13 protein-coding genes and 1 tRNA gene are annotated in these 14800 nt (G+C 41.3%); 10 read left to right on the forward strand and 4 right to left on the reverse strand.

Annotation, left to right across the window (positions count from 1 at the left end; translation table 11 throughout):
- Position 1: 1 nt before the first annotated feature.
- On the reverse strand, positions 2-1141 hold the full coding sequence (locus tag ABJF11_RS10055) for a type III polyketide synthase (RefSeq protein ID WP_348119709.1): 1140 nt from the start codon (positions 1139-1141) through the stop codon (positions 2-4).
- Between the two features lie 69 nt (positions 1142-1210).
- On the opposite strand from ABJF11_RS10055, the gene ABJF11_RS10060 reads away from it, so the two are divergent.
- The 7 genes from ABJF11_RS10060 (at position 1211) to ABJF11_RS10090 (ending at position 8186) form a co-directional block, all read left to right on the forward strand.
- A complete protein-coding gene (locus tag ABJF11_RS10060; protein ID WP_348119710.1) occupies positions 1211-2077 on the forward strand; it encodes a UbiA family prenyltransferase in 867 nt (288 codons plus the stop codon).
- 4 nt (positions 2078-2081) lie between these two features.
- The gene (locus ABJF11_RS10065; RefSeq protein ID WP_348119711.1) at positions 2082-2663 is read left to right on the forward strand and encodes an RNA polymerase sigma-70 factor; all 582 of its coding nucleotides are present in this window, start codon (positions 2082-2084) and stop codon (positions 2661-2663) included.
- A 55-nt stretch (positions 2664-2718) separates the two neighbouring features.
- Positions 2719-3699 (forward strand): FecR domain-containing protein, encoded by a 981-nt coding sequence (locus ABJF11_RS10070; RefSeq protein ID WP_348119712.1) that lies wholly within the window; start codon positions 2719-2721, stop codon positions 3697-3699.
- Between the two features lie 30 nt (positions 3700-3729).
- On the forward strand, positions 3730-6318 hold the full coding sequence (locus ABJF11_RS10075; RefSeq protein ID WP_348119713.1) for a TonB-dependent receptor: 2589 nt from the start codon (positions 3730-3732) through the stop codon (positions 6316-6318).
- Between the two features lie 69 nt (positions 6319-6387).
- A tRNA-Pro gene (locus ABJF11_RS10080) sits at positions 6388-6464 on the forward strand.
- 218 nt (positions 6465-6682) lie between these two features.
- Positions 6683-7270 (forward strand): hypothetical protein, encoded by a 588-nt coding sequence (locus tag ABJF11_RS10085; protein WP_348119714.1) that lies wholly within the window; start codon positions 6683-6685, stop codon positions 7268-7270.
- A 58-nt stretch (positions 7271-7328) separates the two neighbouring features.
- Positions 7329-8186 (forward strand): bestrophin family protein, encoded by an 858-nt coding sequence (locus tag ABJF11_RS10090; RefSeq protein ID WP_348119715.1) that lies wholly within the window; start codon positions 7329-7331, stop codon positions 8184-8186.
- A 4-nt stretch (positions 8187-8190) separates the two neighbouring features.
- Here the strand turns inward: ABJF11_RS10090 and ABJF11_RS10095 are convergent, their stop codons facing one another.
- Entirely contained in the window at positions 8191-9174 is a 984-nt protein-coding gene (locus ABJF11_RS10095) for a glycosyltransferase family 2 protein (protein WP_348119717.1), read from the reverse strand.
- Between the two features lie 84 nt (positions 9175-9258).
- The gene (locus tag ABJF11_RS10100) at positions 9259-9930 is read right to left on the reverse strand and encodes a hypothetical protein (RefSeq protein WP_348119718.1); all 672 of its coding nucleotides are present in this window, start codon (positions 9928-9930) and stop codon (positions 9259-9261) included.
- A 112-nt stretch (positions 9931-10042) separates the two neighbouring features.
- Here ABJF11_RS10100 and ABJF11_RS10105 point away from each other — a divergent pair, with 112 nt between their 5' ends.
- The gene (locus tag ABJF11_RS10105; protein ID WP_348119720.1) at positions 10043-10594 is read left to right on the forward strand and encodes a hypothetical protein; all 552 of its coding nucleotides are present in this window, start codon (positions 10043-10045) and stop codon (positions 10592-10594) included.
- 25 nt (positions 10595-10619) lie between these two features.
- Here ABJF11_RS10105 and ABJF11_RS10110 read toward each other — a convergent pair whose 3' ends face one another.
- Complete coding sequence (locus ABJF11_RS10110; RefSeq protein ID WP_348119722.1) at positions 10620-11408, reverse strand: class I SAM-dependent methyltransferase; 789 nt, start codon at positions 11406-11408, stop codon at positions 10620-10622.
- Between the two features lie 266 nt (positions 11409-11674).
- Here ABJF11_RS10110 and ABJF11_RS10115 point away from each other — a divergent pair, with 266 nt between their 5' ends.
- Both ABJF11_RS10115 and ABJF11_RS10120 read left to right on the forward strand, forming a co-directional pair.
- Positions 11675-12076, forward strand: coding sequence for a hypothetical protein (locus ABJF11_RS10115; protein WP_348119724.1), 402 nt, complete (start codon positions 11675-11677; stop codon positions 12074-12076).
- The gene (locus ABJF11_RS10120; RefSeq protein WP_348119725.1) at positions 12073-14799 is read left to right on the forward strand and encodes an outer membrane beta-barrel protein; all 2727 of its coding nucleotides are present in this window, start codon (positions 12073-12075) and stop codon (positions 14797-14799) included. The genes ABJF11_RS10115 and ABJF11_RS10120 overlap by 4 nt, the downstream gene beginning before the upstream one ends.
- Position 14800 lies beyond the last annotated feature (1 nt).

Here is a 14800-nt window from a genome sequence, read left to right on the forward strand (position 1 = left end):
GTCATATAGTTTGGAATAATATACTTTCCATGGTCAGGCCAGGACCGAAAGCAAAAGAAAGGATGTTTTTGTCGGGCTCATCTTCGAGCTTGGACCATACCCTTTTAAGAACAAAAAGAATAGTAGGCGACGACATATTGCCATAGTTTCTGAGGACATCATAGGCGACCTCATTCTGAGATTTAGCGATCCCTAATTGCTTTTCAATGGCTTCAAGTATTTTTTTCCCCCCAGGGTGAATGGCAAAAGCATGAATCATAGAAAGGTCAAGATTGCTTTGCTCCAAAAGCTGATCGGTAAGCTTTTTGATTCCACCTTCGATAATATCAGGAACATATGCGGTAAGCGCCATTTGAAAACCAGAATCACCAATTTGCCATGCCATATCATTTTTCCCTTGCATGAATAATTGACTGGCAGTTTGTTTTATCGCCAATGCTGATTCATTAGGGCGAGCAATACTGGACATCACCAAGGCAGCTGCCCCATCTGCAAAAAGTGAATGCGCGAGTAAGTTGTCTTCAGTTTGCATTTTTTGCAAGTGAATACTGCAGAGTTCAACACTTACAATAAGCACCTTAGCGTGACCATGACTATCGCAAATATCCTTTCCAATACCTATTGCATTCATAGCCGCATAGCAGCCCATAAAGTTTAGGCTGTTGCGCCGAATAGTAGGCGAAAGATTGAGTGCTTTGACCAGATCCACATCCAATCCTGGTGCATACATGCCCGTGCAGCTTACCGTGATTAGGTGAGTAAATTCTGATAACTGATGTTGGTCACCGAGGCATTCAGTGACGGCTGATATAGCTAGAGGCAGGGCTTTGTCGCGATAGGTCTGCATCCTTGCATGCGTAGATGGAAACTCTGTGGTCCCGTCCTGGTTGGGGTAGAAGGTGAAAGACCCCTTCTTCTTTTTGTAATCATCCAGAACAGAATGACGCGTAGTAATGCCAGTGGCTCGATAGAGTACCTTAAGTCGTTTTTGCTCGGCGTCGTCCAAATCCAGATGATCACACATGAATTGTGCAAGATCCTTTTGCTGGTACTGATTGGCCGGATTGGCGGTGCCTATAGCTGTAATGAACGCTCCCATTTTCTGAACTGGAAAATAAGGAATTTTTAGGGATTCGAACACTTTAATAAAATGTTTGAATCAGAAAATTTTCGTTCCAATTTTGGTAAATTGATGAAATATGCTTTGGCAATGAAAAAATCAACTTTTCTTCATCTTAGACTTTCTTTTTCCTTCTATCTGCTACCGGTATTTATATTTGGGGTGGCCCTTTCCGAATGGGAAAATTGGATAAGACTGTTGCTAGTATTCTTTATTCTGCACTTCTTGTTGTACCCAGCGAGTAACGGGTACAACTCATATTTTGACAAAGACGAGGGGAGTATAGGGGGTTTGGAAAACCCTCCTGCTACCACCAAAGATTTATACAATTGGTCTCTTTTGCTTGATTTGGCTGCTTTGGGCTTAGGGTTACTACTCAGCTGGTCATTTTGTCTGATGTTATTGATCTATGGAATAGCCTCAAAAGCCTACAGCCACCCAATGGTGAGACTCAAAAAGAGACCCGTTTTGGGATGGTTGTCAGTTGGGATTTTTCAGGGGTACTTTACCTTTTTGATGACAGTACATGGTGTATCAGGTATCTCTTTAGGTAGTTTGATGGAGTGGAATTGGCAACTACCGGCTTTACTTAGTTCATTTTTGCTGCTCGGCAGCTATCCGATGACACAGATTTATCAGCATGTAGAGGACGAAAAAAGAGGAGACATTACAATAAGTCTGATTTTAGGAGTGCTCGGCACTTTTTACTTCACAGGTATATTTTTCTTTAGTGCAGGATTGGGATTTTTCATTTATTTCATGGAAACCTTTTCTTTGCAAATAAGTCTTTTATTCGTTTTGCTACTATCTCCAGTTACTTTGTATTTCTTATATTGGTTTACTAAAGTATGGTCAGATCAGACCAAGGCTGATTTTAGACATACAATGCGATTAAACTTCGTGTCTGCATTGATGTTGAATCTCTTTTTTATAATTTTTGCGATAAATCTTCGCTAGAGTCATGACGGCCATTTCTGAACAAGATACATTGGATCAAAAATTCAAAGCACTCTACTTCAAGTACTATTCTGTGGCGCTTCGGACTGCCATTTATATTCTAAAAAGTGAAGAACCAGCGGAGGATGTGGCACAAAATGTCTTCCTCAAACTTTGGGACAGGCGTGAGCAGATCGAAGAACTCAAAAATCCAAAGGCTTATATCGTGCAGATGGCACGCAATGGAGCCTTGGACGCACTCAAGAAAGATGACACCCTAGGAGAGGAGTTTCTACCCTTAGAATACGCAGAAGACTTGGGCAATGAAGGCCCTCCAAACCAAGATATGCGAACGGCAATAGAAAAAGCAGTAGCAGACCTTAGTCCTAAATGCCGCCTCGTATTTTCTCTTAGCCGTTTTGAAGGCCTCACCAATCCAGAAATTGCGGAACACCTGGATATTTCTATACGAACAGTAGAAACTCAAATATCTAACGCCTTAAAATTGCTCAGAACCGACTTAAGGCACTATTTTGTTGAATTTCTGGGATGGGGTATCCTGGTAGGGTATCATTTTTTTCAGCTAACAACAGAATTTATTTCTTAGATACTACGTGTATTTATTGTGAGTATGTCTATAGGATGTACCTATTGGTAAAAACATGAATGATCAAAGATTTTTTGACCTAAGTGCTAAGCGGCTTTCTGCCACTATCTCCTCTCAGGAAGAGGATGAACTGACACAATATCTGGAAGAGCAACCAGATCAGCGCATCGTTTTTAGAGAGTTGGAAAATCACTGGAACGAAAGCGGCAAGCTCAGGCTCAAATACACCGATGATCCGCAGGGAGCATGGGAGAAGTTTTCCGGGATGAAATCAGACCACCAACCTAAAACAGTTCGCTGGGTACATTTTGCGTATCGCCTGGCAGCTATGGTTGTATTGACCGTAGGGTTGGGTTTCCTATTCCGAGAATTCGGCAAGACCGAACCCTACCATTATGCAACGTTCGAAGGGGAGATCAAATGGATCATGCTGCCTGATAGTAGCCACATCCGGCTCAACGAGTCAACTTTGCTGACCGTAGCAAGTGATTTCAATGAAAATGACAGAAATGTGATACTCGAAGGCGAGGCATTTTTCGAAATAGCTAGAGATGAAAATAGACCATTTATTATTGAGACCAATGAGGCAAAAACGCATGTTCTAGGTACCTCCTTCAACATTAGAGCCTTGGAAGAAGAGCCTCAAGTAGAAATATATGTGGTGAGTGGCAAAGTATCTTTTTCTGCCGGTGAGAAAGAATTGATCCTTACTAAAGGTATGGCAGCCAATTATAATAAGGCTGGAGAAGAGCTGGCATTGATTGCTGAAAGTCAAAACGCACTTGCCTGGCATTCGCAAACCCTCAAATTTGAAGATACTCCGTTGGGAAAAGTATTTGCAGACCTTGAGCAGTACTTTGATGTGGAAATAGCTGTGACCAATGAAAACCTCAAAAATTGTCGATTCACAGGGGAATTTAAGAAACCTAATCTAGAAGAGATATTAAAAATAATCTCGATATCAGCTGACATAACCTATTCAAAAAATAACAATCGCTATACGATTGATGGGGAAGGATGCTCCCCAGTCAAATAGTCAAAAATTCAAAACTCAAATCAAAAACCAATGAATAAGTTTTATTGCCTGATATTACTATATCTACTCTGCGGCACATTAGTAGCACAGGAGAGGCAGGACATCAGAATCAACACCTTTTTTCATGAACTACCTCTTGTAAAGGTGCTTGAATATTTGGAACAACAATCTGATTATACTTTTTCCTATAGCTCCAATACCATTCCAATGGACGAAAAAGTGACGCTAAAGGAACAGAATATTTCGCTCTGGACAGTCTTGGACGAAGTGTTCAAATACATGCCCGTCACCTATGAGATAGTCAATAAAAATATTGTACTGAAATATAATGAACTCACCCAGACCATCCGGGGTACCATTCTCGATAAGGACACTCAGCAGCCCATATTTGGTGCTACTGTGATCATTGTCGGCACCACTCCGCTCAAAGGAGCAACTACGGATGAATATGGTAGATATCGGATACCAAATGTAAAAGTGGGAAGAAAGACGATTCGATACAATTACCTCGGATATGAGGAAGGTATCATTCCTAATGCACTGCTTGGATCGGGCAAGGAACTGATCCTGGACGTGCAACTCGTAGAGTCTGTAATCAAAATGGAAGAGATAGTGGTGAGTGCGGTAGGCATTGGTTCTCAACCGCTCAACGAAATGGGGATGATCAGTGGACGATCTTTTACGGTGGAAGAGACTAAACGATACCCAATCAGTATTGGAGATCCGATGCGTCTGGCTTCTTCGTTTGCCGGTGTCATGGGTACAGACGATGGCAATAATGAAATTATCATCAGGGGCAATACTCCGCGCGGAATTCTGTGGAGGATGGAAGGCGTGGAAATACCAAGCCCCAATCACTTCTCTACTGAAGGAGCCTCATCGGGCGGTATCAGTATGTTTAGTACACAAGTAATATCCAGATCCGATTTCTTCACTGGAGCCTTTGCTCCTACTTATGGCAATGCTTTATCCGGGATCTTCGATATCAATTTAAGAAAAGGAAACAACGAGAAAAATGAGCACACAATTCAAGCAGGATTGCTAGGCCTGGACCTCTCCTCTGAGGGGCCGATCAGCAAAGAATCCGGGAGCTCTTATCTTTTTAATTATAGATATTCCACCTTGGCTATCTTAGGTGATTTGGGATTGGTAGAAATGGGTGAGAATGAAAGAAATGTCTTTCAGGACTTAGCGCTAAAGATCAACCTTCCCACTCGCTCTGCTGGTACCTTTTCCCTATTCGGAATGGGTGGTCTTAGCAAATACTCTCAAACAGGGTTTGGGTACAAACAAGATATCGAAAAGTACAATATGGGTGTAGCTGGGATCAATCATGACCTGATACTCAATAAAAGCACTTTCCTAAAAACGACTTTGTCAGTGTCTGCCACAGAGGTGGGTAATAATGAATTTGTGAAGTTTGTGAATGAGCGCGACACGGTAGATTTTTTTAATAGGGAGTCATTTAAAAAAAGCTATACGCGTGGAGCAGTAGTACTCAACAAAAAATTTAATTCTAGACACATACTTGAGACTGGTATCACAATCAGTCGTCTGGACTATGATTTTGTGGAAACGGAGCACAATATCAACAACACGGAACCATTTATAGATTTTGAATCATTCAACGATGAGGGTTCTTCCGGCACTCAACAGGCATTTGCTTCGTGGAAATTTCGCATCAGCGATCAGCTCAGTCTAGTGAATGGGTTTCACTATTTTCGATTCAGTTTTACAGGTGAGCAGTCCTTTGAACCTCGCTCCAGTCTAAAGTGGCAGTTTAGAGAAAATCAGTCATTTACGGCTGGATTTGGAGTGCATAGCCGTATCGAATCACTCGAGTACTACCTGGGCAATCATATCAATGCAGACGGGACTACGGTAGACAACAATCCGAATCTGGGAATGGCGAAGACCAATCATTATGTGATCGGGTATGATCGAATTCTGAGCCCGAGTTTATATTTCAAAACAGAAATATATTACCAGCATCTATACAACATTCCTGTAGCCGCAGACTCTCGCTTTGGCTGGTATTCATCTCTCAACTCAACTGATGACTATGCTACTATACCGCTGGTCAACGAAGGCACTGGCACCAACTATGGGATAGAAATGACCCTGGACAAGAAGTTTTCGCGCAACTATTACTTTATGGTGAATGGGGCGCTTTTCGAGTCAAAGTATAAAGGAGGCGACGGAATTCAACGAAATACCCGCTTCAACGGCAATTATAATTTTCATGCCCTCGGTGGAAAAGAATGGAATGTGGGGAAAAACGGAAAGAACAATATTTTTGGATTGAGTACAAAGATTTCATATGCTGGCAATCAACGTAATATTCCTATAAACTTAGAACAATCCAGAGCGGCTGGTACGCAGATCAATGATTTCGATAGAGCATTTACAAACAGAGTAGGCGATTATTTCCGACTGGATTTGCAAATCAGTTTTAGAAAAAATAAGCCTAAATCTACTTCAGAATGGCGTCTGGATATCCAGAACATGACAAATCGATTCAACTATGGTGGTGAGTATTATGATGCTGGCTTACAGCAGATTGCTGTAGACGATCAAATTGGAATCATACCTGTTTTGAGTTATAGAATTGAATTTTAGATAATCTCAGAACGCTATTGATATACACTTAATTTTTTAATTAAATTTGCCACCCCAAAGGATAAAATTCGGGATGTGGCGCAGTCCGGTAGCGCACCACGTTAGGGACGTGGGGGTCGCAGGTTCAAATCCTGTCATTCCGACCAGATGAAACCAAAGACAGTCAATCAAGGCTGTCTTTTTTTAATTTATTAAGGCAGTGCCACCACTTAGGAGTGGGGGTGGTAGCGGCCAGACGGTCTGCGGTCAGACGATCTGCGGTTCGGCGTTCCGATTCAAATCCTGTCAAGTCCGTTCATATAAATCCTCCAACCTTCTTTCAACAATGTGCGTTATTTTTCACCAACTCTACTGATCATCAATTATGAAAAAACTAGTATTCCTACTATTACTTGCCCAAACTGCAGCCCATGCGCAAGACTCTACTGACTACTATTACAAGATTCCCGAATATCCTGACAATTACAATGCCGGTACCGTTGCTGCACGAGTGGTGGATGGTCTGGGGTTTAGATACTACTGGGCAACGGTGGGACTAAGAGCGGAAGACTTGTCATATAAACCATCAGAAGAAGCCAGAACAGCCGATGAAACGCTAAACCATATCTACGGACTCACGAGGATCTTATTCAAGGCCACCAAGAAACTGCCTAACGATTTCACTCAACCTGAGGAAGAGCCTTTGAGCTACGAAGAAAAAAGAAATCAAACGCTGCAATTTATAAAAGAGGCAAGCTTGGTTCTTCGGGAAAGTACCGCTGAGGATCTTGATGCCTATCAGATGATATTTATTAGTGATCGTGGAAAATCAGAATATCCTTTCTGGAATCTACTAAATGGCCCTATCTCGGATGCCGTCTGGCATGTAGGTCAAATTGTTTCGTTTAGAAGAGCCTCTGGCAATCCATTCAATGGGAAGGTAAGTGTGCTTAGAGGAAGGCTAAGAGATTGACCAAAGCTAGCTACTAACAAATGGTTTGTAATTAGCCATTTTTACATAGTTTTGGCACATGGTAGAATACAACCCTAAGAGCTGGCTTAACTTACTCTTTCACAGCTATAGTAGATACGTCTTTAAGCGGCTTTTGCCCGCGCTCATATACGTCACAGTTTATACTTCTTCGATCACTTATGTATTTTATGAATTGAATATTGACTTTGTCAGTACCAGTTCAGTACATAGTATCTTAGGTATTGTCCTTGGATTCTTTTTGGTATTTAGGACCAACGGCGCCTATGACCGATGGTGGGAAGGCCGAAAGGTTTGGGGTGAGCTAGTCAACGAGACCAGAAATATGTCGCTGAAATTTTCAGTTTTGGTGCCTATGGGTCACCCAATGAGAGTTTACATTACCGAGTGTATTTCTGCCTATCCTAAAGCCCTCAAAGAGCACCTGAGAGAAGGAGTGCCGACTGATATGGCGGAGGAAATGGTTGCTAAATTAAAAATCGAAAACCTCTATCATATTCCCAATGCAATAGCCAAGAAGCTATTCGTCATCACCAATCAGTTAAAAAAAGAGGGCGTACTAGACCCTGAGCAGTACAGGGTGATGGATAATGAATTAAGTGCACTTACAGACATCACAGGGAAGTGTGAGCGGATCAGAAATACTCCTATCCCGTACTCATACAGTATGTTTATGAAGAAATTTATCTTCACTTTCATCGCCACCTTGCCATTCGCGTTTGTGACAGTCTATCACTACTGGACCATCATTATTGTTGTATTGATTTTGTATATCCTCATGAGTATAGAACTGCTTGCCGAGGAAATTGAAGATCCATTTGGTTCGGATATCAATGACTTGCCTACCGATATTTTGGCAAACAAAATTGAGAAGAACGTAAAAGAGATTATGGGCTAGACCCTTAGGCAAAAAACCAATAGTCCTGGACTGGTTTTTTGCCCCATTCCTCCAACTGGGTTTTGATCTCGACCTGTCCATCAGGCGAAGCGACCACAATCATTATTTGTGGATTTTCCAAGGCAGTTATGTGCTCATAGTGACGCAATCGAATCCCGTAGACGTCCCTGCCTATTTTGTTTGTATTGTCGCAGACCCAATGAAATTTGCTCTCTCTAGCCAGGAGCAACTTAGCCATATCCTTCCCATTTCTACCTGCACCCCATAGTACAATAGGGCGACTCACATCTCGGTCCAAAGAGTAGAAATTATTCACCTTGAGTCCAAAATACCTATTGTCTTTATACTCCTCCCAAGTTCGGGAGATACGATTAGAACGATCCCTCCAATAATGAAGAACCTTATCTATGCCAATGACAGTTAATTTTTGCCTATAAAATCGAAAGGTCAGATCGTAGTCTTCTGGATAGATTTCTGAATCGAACGCACCGACAGCATCAAAATCCTCCTTATGCACCATCCAGCTGTGCGAGGGAATAACACATTCTTTGTAAATTTCCTGATAATGCAGACTTTGACGAGCCACCTCGTTGAGCCATCGCTCATATCGCAGAAACCCACCACCGACCTCTCCCTCGTCGACAAAGTGCTCGGTACCCCCGGCTATAATGTGTCCACGACCATATTTTTGCCACTCTTTTACTAATACCTCGATCTTATCCAGAGGCATTTTGTCATCCGAATCCATCCTGTTGATTAGGCTGCCACGCACATGCCTGTACCCCTCCTGAAGGGCAGGAATAAGTTTTGATTTGATGCTATGAAAAACCCTGACCCTACTGTCTTTCTCAGCGTAAGCGCTTAGAATTTCTGGTGTATGATCTGTAGAATGGTCATTGACTGCGATCAGCTCCCAATTCTGATAACTTTGATTGATGATAGAGTCGAGGCAATCTGGCAGATACGGTTCCGTATCTTTGGTTGCCATTATTATTGAGACTAGCGGACAAGAATCTGCAGTATTTGTCATAGTGCAAACCTCAGCAAATCTGCTGAACAAATCTACTACAACTCAAATCTCTTTGAAAGAGCCGGCTTTGAATGAAAGCGTTTTGGAATGGCCTGATTCATTATAGGTCAAATCAAAATCATTGAACTCCGCGGGCAATTGGGTAGGCAACCAGTGGCGACCTGTCTCTACCACTATAATGGCCCCTTCATGGTCACCAATCCAGCAAAAATTGGATCTAAATGCAGAAGGGTTGATAGGTATGATGCCTGGGCCATCTTCCGCCAGCAGTTTTGCACTTTCTTCTAATGGATTGATTACAGGATGACCGATTTCATTGATACGGATGACGTCAGAAACTGCAAAAGACTTCTTTTTAGGGTAGTCGATCTTCGGACGTTCAATAAATTCAGCAATGTTTCCCTCAGGATCATAAAAGTAGATGGCTCTTCCTGAATCAAAATGTATAATTTTCTCACCCTTTAATGGCAGCAATTTGATCCCTTTTGACTCAATTAAGTCTATGGCTGATTCTAGACTGCCGGTCGGAATCAAAAAGGCAAAATGATACAAAGGTTTATATTTTGTGGCTCTAAATACGAGCTTCGTCTCTCCTGCCTCAATCATCAATTCTTCAGAATTGCTATGTCTTACCTGGAAGCCGATTAGACTCTCGTAAAAAGATTGCTGTAGAGCAAGATTTGCACTAGCTAAAGTAAGTATCTCAATTTTCATAAAGCCTCATTTTATCTATTGCCATAAGCCACGATTTAGTTTTGAATATTGTGTCGGCTGATTTCCTCAATATTCTTATATTTGAAATTAATCAATCTAATATCGTTTTACTATGCAAGTACGAGGGTCAGTAATAAAAAGTATCGATAGCTTCGTTTCCGATGTACATGGAAGTAAGTATGAAGACTGGAAAAAGAACCTTTCAGAAGCCTCCAGTCTTCTCTTGTCTACGGTATCCTCAGCCAATTGGTATCCTGTCGAGCCAGGCGTGATTGCGCCCACAAAAGTACTATGCGATATGTTTTATCAGGATAAGAAACAAGGCGCATGGGAGTCTGGTAGATATAGCGCAAAAATGGGATTGACAGGGATATATAAAGTTTTTGTACTGGTTAGTTCTCCTGCATTTCTGCTGAAGAGAGCATCGCGTGTCATTGCTACTTTCTATGACCCAACGGATCTAACAGTAGCACACAGTACAGACAAATCTATGATCATTCAGTTTACACAGTTGCCTATCAAGAATGAATTCATCGAGTATCGAATCGCTGGATGGATGGAAATGGCTTTGGAAATTTGCGGATGCAAAAACCTCTCCGTTCAAATTAGCAAGTCTATGGCCCGTGGCCACGATATGTTTGAAACCACAATCAACTGGGATTAAAGCAGCCCTGATAAAGGAGGAGAGACTAATTTTTTTGTGCTTTTACAAATAGGTAGTCCCCTAGATCATTTTCATAGCGACTCATTACGTTTTGAATCTCGTGATTGTCAATATCTGCTGCCAGTTGTTTTATGCCGGCTGTCACTTCTTTTTGATTAGCAAGGTCCGAAAAGGAGGATATGCCATGTCGTACTTCTGGATCAAGATATAGTGAAGGTCTTTGTTTTCCGCTGTATAAAAAGAGGTCCTGTAATTCAGAGGTGACAAAATATTTTTCAATTGCATCTATCTTAAACCCAGCATTCGTCAGAGACTGAGTGATCAATTCTAATCGCGGCATTTGGATCATAGAATCTGAAAGCATCTTGGGAAAGTAGGCATTGAGCCAATATCCTTTCATCTGATCTGGCGTAGATGTAAACAAGACCAAATCGCCATTAGGCCTCATTACCCGATACAATTCCCGGAAGGCGTCATCCAGATTCTGCCAGTGGTGAATGGTAAGACTTCCTACTATACCATCAAAAAAGTCCTCGTCAAAACCAGTGTTCTCAGCTCGTCCCTGTTTCCAAATACCCTCTGGACAATTTCTTTGTGCTTGTCTGAGCATATGTTCAGATGGATCCATTCCTATGAAATTTAATCCCGCTTTTATAAATGCGGATGTATAGTTTCCTGATCCACACCCTATGTCCAAAAATGATTGATCTTGTTGGCCATTCAAATGGTAAATAAGACTCTGACAGATGTAGGGATCTGCCTTACGGGTATTGTTGTAACCAACTCCTATTTTGTCATACTTTTCTCTTTCCAATATTAATAGCTTAAATTTATGGATAAGTGATTCTATAATTAGCAATAGAACGCCAACCTACCTCTCGATTACAATCTTTCTTGTTGAGAAATTCAACAAGATCGTTTACAAGTTTCCCCTCTTGGTTGAATAGTTGAAAATCAGCGCGACTCAACACCTATTATTGCCGTCTATAGTTACAATTTAATAAACGGAGTCGATATGCCATCTGCTTAATGAAGCAAACGCATGATCTAATTTATAAGGTTGATTAAAAATAAAGAAAGATGAATAAGAAATTGATTTTAACCGGTTGGATATTGTTTATGACGTTGGGGATAACCCTGGCCCAGCCACCACGTGGTCCTCGCATATCTCCAGATGAAATGGCACAGCGAGAGAAACAGAATTTGTATAAAAAAGTGACTGATCTGTCAGGGGATCAGAAATTATTGCTCGATGGGATCTATCAGGAATTTGGTGAAACTGCCAGTGAGAAATTTGAAGAAATACGAAAAACACGTGATCGTGAGAAAATGAGATCAGAAATGACCAAGCTACAGGAAGAGAAATATCAATTGGTTTCTGATGTACTCAACGAGGAGCAAATGAAAATCTATGACGAAATTGTACAGAATCAACGAAAACGGATGGAAGAAAGGCGCGAAAAATCAGGCGTTGGTCAATGATGACTAGGTGGCTAGTCGTTCTGTTTCTAGTGTTTGTAGTATTGGACACTCCTATGGCTCAAACTGTGGAGATAAATGTAAGTGGGGTGGTAGTGGACAAAGAGGATCTTTCCGCTCTTGTAGGTGCACGTGTTCTTCTAATAAATATCAAAGATTCGACTCAGTCTAAATATGGGATTGCGAATGACAAGGGTGAATTCTTGATTCAAAATCTGCAACGAGCCTTCTATCGCCTTCATATCACCAGCCTTGGCTTCAAGACCCATACACAGATTCTCAGAGTTACAAATAGTGAGCTTGATCTGGGTCAGATCAGACTTACAGCAGATGTTGAAATTCTTGATGAGGTTCAAATTAAGGGAGCTGTCATACCTGTAGAGCAAAAGGGAGATACCGTACTTTACAATGCTGAAGCTTTTAGTGTCAATCCTGATGCGAGCACCAGGGATCTTGTAACCAAGATGCCGGGAATTATGGTGGACGATAGTGGGGTCACAGCAAATGGTGAGAGTATTCAGCAGGTATTACTGGATGGCAAAAGATTTTTTGGTCAGGATCCCTTACTTTCTTTGAACACCATTCCGGCCGAAGTGGTAGAAAAAATCGAGGTATTCGATCAGCAAAGTGAGCAGTCACAGTTTACAGGATTCGATGATGGCAATACGACCAAGACGATGAACGTGGTCACGAAGGTCGATCGTGGCCAAGGTCAATTCGGTAAGCTTTATGGAGGCTACGGATCTGATGACAGGTATAAAATAGGCGGTCAGCTCAACTCGTTCAAGAAAGAGTCTCGATTGACGCTACTAGCCATGTCCAACGATATCAACCAACAAAATTTTAGTGAAGAGGATTTGGTGGGAGTTGCGTCTGCACGATCAGGCAGGAGAGAATCTGGCGGAGCCTTGATGACCGGTATCCAGAATGGAATCACAGAAACGAACTCATTAGGGAGCAACTTGAGTAAAGAGTGGGGTGAAAAAGTAAAACTCGAGGGTAGTTATTTTTTCAACCAAACCAATAACGTGCAAGATCAGGAGCTAAGTCGAGAAACTTTCTTGGAAGACCAAAGCCAATTCTACACAGAAGAGCAAATCAAAGAGGCGGACAACTACAATCATAGATTCAATTCACGTTTTTTTTATAACATCAATGAGAACAATAATTTAATTGTTCATCCATCTTTAAGTTTTCAGAAATATATAGGGCAGGAGAGTACTTTGGGCGAAACTTCAATTGATGATGGGGGTTTTACAAACCAAACACAAAACAATTTCACTTCCGAGGATGAGGCTCTCAGTTTTGAAAATAAACTTATATATCAGCATAAGTTTGAGAAAATCGGAAGATCTATCTCGTTGGAGTTTGATATGGAAAGAAATACGAAGAAGAACAGCAGCTTATACCATGATTTGACAACCGATTCTGTCATTATTTATTCTACCGACAGAAATGAATATGAATTCGGGGGTTCGATTTCATATGCTGAGCCTATTGGTAATACAGCATTGTTAAGTGCCTCCTATGAAATAGATTATGATAATCGAAATTTGTCAAAAGAGGCATTTGATGGTCGTTTTGGTAGTACTGAGACGGAGTCAATTTCTTCATTGACCAATGATTTTGACAGTGATTATACCAGGCATAGGTATTCACTTGAATTCAGCAATCGCTCCTATGACCTTTTCTATCGTTTTGGAGTTACCTATCAATATGCCACCTTGTTGGGCGAAGATGGTTTGCCTGGTAATACTCGCTTTCAACAATCGTTTCATAACTTCTTACCCATAATAGTCGGGAGATTGGAATTTGGCGATGGAGCCAACATCACTTTTAGATATCGCACCAGCACAAGTGCACCTTCAGTCACCCAATTGCAAAATGTGTTGGATAATAGTAATCCGCTTTTCTGGTCAATTGGAAATCCGCTTCTAAAGCAAAGCTATACACACAACATTTTTCTCCGTTATACAAAGACCAATTCGGACAAAAACACCACCTTTTCAAACTTTACTTATACACAAATACTTGAAGACTACCTCACGAGTGCCACCTATGTACTTACTGAAGATAGCGTCTACACCGAAGATCTATACATTCCTCGTGGCACACAAATATCCCAACCGGTGAATATGGATGGGTATTGGCAAGTGTCTAACAATACCAGCTTTGGTATGCTTTTGCCAGCAATCAAAACGAATATCAACACCACGGTAGGCGTGAGCTATACCCGCCAGCCCGGCATGACCAATGGTATTCTCAATCACTCAAATACCTACAGTGGGAATGTCCGACTGGCGCTGACAAGTAATATTGATGAAAATACAGATTTTAATGTCTACTATGATCTCAGTACCAACAAGGTTACTAATTCTATACAGGAGGTTTCTAATAGTAGATATCTGACACATGTACTTGGTGCAAAAGCGAATATTATTTTTTGGAAGATGTTTGTCTTCAGGACAGATTTGACTTATGAAAACTATCAGGGAGTAAACGAATCTTTTGACACAGAATATTTCCTTTGGAATATGAGTTTGGCGAAGAAATTTTTGAAGAATAATCAGGCCGAACTGGAATTGTCAGTTTTTGATTTACTCAATCAAAATCGTGATGTATCACAGACTGTTGGATCCTCTTATCTACAAGAAAAACGAACGGAAGTTTTGCGTCAGTACCTCATGCTCACCTTTACCTATCAACTCCGAAATTTCAAATCATAGC

It is taken from the genome of Reichenbachiella sp. (assembly GCF_039941815.1).
Lineage (GTDB): Bacteria > Bacteroidota > Bacteroidia > Cytophagales > Cyclobacteriaceae > Reichenbachiella.